This is a genomic window from Couchioplanes azureus (assembly GCF_014648355.1).
Classification (GTDB): domain Bacteria; phylum Actinomycetota; class Actinomycetes; order Mycobacteriales; family Micromonosporaceae; genus Actinoplanes; species Actinoplanes azureus.
The window spans coordinates 1-3,405 of record NZ_BMQY01000027.1; the positions used below are offsets into that span (position 1 = coordinate 1).

Here is a 3,405-nt window from a genome sequence, read left to right on the forward strand (position 1 = left end):
GAAGTTCGAGAAGGACATATGGACCCCGCATCTTCGAATAGATACCTGCCCTATACGGCACAATCCAGATAGTGAAATACGGAAATGTCAGGGCTGCCTTTATTCGCTCAAGCTGACGCTGCATGACGGGGCCTCCGCCAACCCACCTGTAAAGGACGGACTCGTCAAGAGCTAAGAAGATCTTTGGCGGTTCATCTCGTTGCGACAGACGCTCTTGGCGCTCCATGCGTAACTCTACAAGACCATCTATCGCCCCCAGCACGTCTGCTTCTGTGCTGCTCAGCGGTGCTAGCTGAGTCAAGGTGGCCCTGGCGTATTCCTCAGTCTGAAGCAAACCAGGCACCAATATGGGCTCGAAATTACGTATTATGGATGCCGCCGATTCATAACTGAGAAACGAAGAGAACTCTGGGGATATAGCATCCTTGTACGGGGCCCACCACGCCGGTTCCTTCGCCGCCCTCGCCATAGCGATCAAAGACTGAATCCGAGATTCGTCAGTCACACCGTACAGCTGCAGCATTACCTTCAGATCATTTATCGAGATGCCGACAGCTCCCGTTTCAATTCTGATCAGCTTGGACAACGACCAATCCATGGCCGGGGCCACTTCCTTCTGAGTTAGCCCCGCAGCCTCACGGGCCTTCCGCAGCTCGACTCGAAGCCGCCGTCGTTGCACCATCGGGTCTTGATCAGTGGCCATACTCAAACCTCGATCAGTACATCGCAGCTCGAACAGCTGCTTGTGGCCGGGCAACTACCGTCAAGTACATGAGCATAGGGCACGCCTCGCCATCCGCAGAATGCCACATACGCAGGAAGGCACAGTCGCGGGCGCGTTACTGGGAATTGATCTTCGGTTTCTACTAATAATCCCCGAAATCTGATTCGGTTCCGCTCCGGATGATTCAGCCTGGTTGCCTCAGGTCAGTCACGGGACAGGCCCCAGAAACTCAACGTCGGGGCCCGTCTTCCCGGCTCTAGTTAGGTGGATAGCCCGCGTCTTCTAGGACGTCTTGAATGGCGTCGAGGGGCGGCGTCATCGTCGCCGTTCTCCCGGGCTTCGAGGATCGCTTCGATCTCGTACGGGTCCAGGTCGAGCTCGATCAGCCGGTAACCAGTGGGCCAGGACTTGCCGACCTCCGGGCCCCTCTCTGCCCTTGATCTTCAGCCTGCCTCCACGTCTCGATCTCGTCGTCGTACTGGCCGTCGCGTACGTCGCGTAGCGCGGCGGCGTAGCCGGTCTCGATTGCCTTGACGAACATGCGCAGGACGTGGGTCGGGGCGTCCTGGTAGCCGTCGCCGGACCACAAATTCGCCACGGCGTGCTCGGCGGCGCGCGCATCGCCAGGGTCCCGGGTGGTGTAGTCGTGCAGGTTGTCGATCGCCTCTACCCAGGAGTCGATGTCGTCGTCGGAGTACGTACTGCTCACGGCTGGTCCAGCTCCTTCAGACGGCGGGTCAGTTCCTCGGCGCTGTTCTCGGTGACACCGGGGATGGCGCCGAGAACGTCGACGGTGTTCTGGTGCTTGATGCCGGCCAGGAAGCGCTGCCGCGCCTGTTCGTCGTCTGCGGCGCCGGACTCGCGGATCATCTGGGTGGCCTGTTCGCAGAGCGCGATCGCGCACTCCCACACCTCGCGGATCTCGCGCTGGCCTTTGTCGGTGAGGACCTCGCCGGCGGTGGAGTCCCCGGATCTGCGGCGTTCTTCGTAGATGCGCTGCCAGTGCTCCGGCCGGTGGCTGTCGGCCAGCTCGGCGCGGCAGTCGCGCTCGATGGCGTCGATCCGGGTGGCGTCGGCGTCGACGCGTTCGATCAGGAGCCGGCCGTACAGCTCGCGCCAGGCCTGCTGGCGGCTGACCATCATGCGCTCGGCCGGGGAGCCGATGTTGATGTTTGCGGGGCCGGGGTCGGCCTCGTAGAGCAGGCAGTTGCAGGCCAGGCTCCAGAGGAGGGCGCTGTCGTCGAAGGTGTTGTCGGCGGTCATGAGGTCACGCCCCGGGGTCCGAGGACACCGGCCCGTGGTCGATCAGCCGGATCAGTTCGGCGTCCCAGCCGTCGAGCCAGGTGGTGTCGCCGATGTGGGTGCGCCACTCGCGGACCGCGTCGACGACGGCGGCCGCGGCGACGTCGCCGGCCTGGTAGTTGCGCACCACGCGGGCCAGGCGGCGGTCATGGATCTCGGCGCTCTCGGTGGCGGCGAGATCCGGGTACTGGGTCCGCAGCCAGGTCGTGGCGGCGTCAGCGATGTGCTGGGCGGTGATCGGGACTTCGGGATCGGTCGATGGCATGCCGCTCAATGTAGGACGGGGGTATGTCACTTTCCGGCACGGCGAAATCCCCCAACTTCAGACATCGATGAATGACGATCAGTTCTGGCTCTCGCGCGCGCGTACGCGACAGTTGTGCAAAAAAACCGGGGACACCGGGGACAGATCCGATCTGGAGTGCTGCTGAGCTGCTCAAACACTTGTCCCCGGTGGCGATGGCGTCACCGGGGACAAGGGCAGAAAACCGGGGACAACTACCGGGGGCAACCGGGGACAGCGGCAAAATGATCGATGCCAATGGATTGATTCACCGCTTCCGAGGGCCATCGGAGCGGTATTTTCGAGACGAAATGATCGATCCATGTCAATGAGTGCGCATGTCGCGGGCGGTCTGGTCGACCTTCTTCCGGAACCGCTCGTCGGTGCGGTACAGCTGGAGCATGGCCCGCACCCGGGCGGCTGCGGCGATCCCGTCCTTGATCCGGTACTCCTTCAGGGCGAGGTCCTCATCGGGGTAGAGCGGCACCATGAGCCGCTTGGTGCGCCCGCTGTCGTCGGAGGCCTGGGTGGTCGGCATCGGCGGGAGATCCGGCTCCGCCGGCGTGGTCTTCGCCGGGTGCGCGGTCTCGTTTTTGGTCACCGCGGGCGGAGGAGGGGGTGGCGTCTCTGCCGGCTTGCGCCGTGACGCCTTGCGGGGCGGTGGCGCCGTCTTGGCCGGCTCGACGGCTGGGGCGGTGGCGCCGAGCAGTCCAGCAAACCGGTTCTTCAGGCCGGCCTGTACCTCTCGCTGGTTGGCGCCGCTCATGCCCGCTCCAGCTTGTCGAGCTTGTCGAGGATCTCGGAGAGCAGCTCGCGCCCATACGCGGCCAGGCGCCCGCGGGGCCGGCTGCCGTACTGGTCCCCGATCGGGTCCGAGCGCGGCACGGTGGTCTGCGCGACGTCGACCCCGGCCGCTTCGAGCGCCTCGCGGGCCTCGATCGCACGTACGGTGTTGGGCCGGGTGAAGGTCTGCACCGCGAGGACGGGCTTGCCGAGGGTGCGGGCGAGGTTGAGCGAGGCGGTGACGCGGTCCATGTCGCCCTTGTTCGGCGGGATGGGCATGACCACCAGGTCCGCGACCTGCATGCCGGCGCCG

General features: G+C 64.4%; 6 protein-coding genes. All 6 read right to left on the minus strand.

The genetic code is table 11. The features are described from left to right. A partial coding sequence (locus tag IEY99_RS33635; RefSeq protein WP_189208169.1) for a helix-turn-helix domain-containing protein occupies window positions 1-703 on the minus strand: 703 nt, incomplete at its 3' end. 403 nt (window positions 704-1,106) lie between these two features. Further along, window positions 1,107-1,433, minus strand: coding sequence for a hypothetical protein (locus IEY99_RS33640; RefSeq protein WP_189208170.1), 327 nt, complete (start codon window positions 1,431-1,433; stop codon window positions 1,107-1,109). Next, complete coding sequence (locus tag IEY99_RS33645) at window positions 1,430-1,987, minus strand: hypothetical protein (protein ID WP_189208171.1); 558 nt, start codon at window positions 1,985-1,987, stop codon at window positions 1,430-1,432. The genes IEY99_RS33640 and IEY99_RS33645 overlap by 4 nt, the downstream gene beginning before the upstream one ends. A 4-nt stretch (window positions 1,988-1,991) precedes the next feature. Then, a complete protein-coding gene (locus IEY99_RS33650; protein WP_189208172.1) occupies window positions 1,992-2,291 on the minus strand; it encodes a hypothetical protein in 300 nt (99 codons plus the stop codon). Window positions 2,292-2,634: 343 nt separating this feature from the next. Continuing rightward, window positions 2,635-3,075 carry a hypothetical protein gene (locus tag IEY99_RS33655; RefSeq protein ID WP_189208173.1) on the minus strand — a complete coding sequence of 147 codons (441 nt, stop codon included), beginning with the start codon at window positions 3,073-3,075 and terminating at the stop codon, window positions 2,635-2,637. Further along, on the minus strand, window positions 3,072-3,405 hold a 334-nt coding region (locus tag IEY99_RS33660), incomplete at its 5' end, for a hypothetical protein (protein ID WP_229799502.1). The genes IEY99_RS33660 and IEY99_RS33655, both read right to left, overlap by 4 nt.

What these genes read in the sequence shown, in the direction of transcription:
- IEY99_RS33645 (WP_189208171.1), bottom strand. Translation starts at nt 1,987, where the DNA reads ATGACCGCCGACAACACCTTCGACGACAGCGCCCTCCTCTGGAGCCTG.
- IEY99_RS33650 (WP_189208172.1), bottom strand. Translation starts at nt 2,291, where the DNA reads ATGCCATCGACCGATCCCGAAGTCCCGATCACCGCCCAGCACATCGCT.
- IEY99_RS33655 (WP_189208173.1), bottom strand. Translation starts at nt 3,075, where the DNA reads ATGAGCGGCGCCAACCAGCGAGAGGTACAGGCCGGCCTGAAGAACCGG.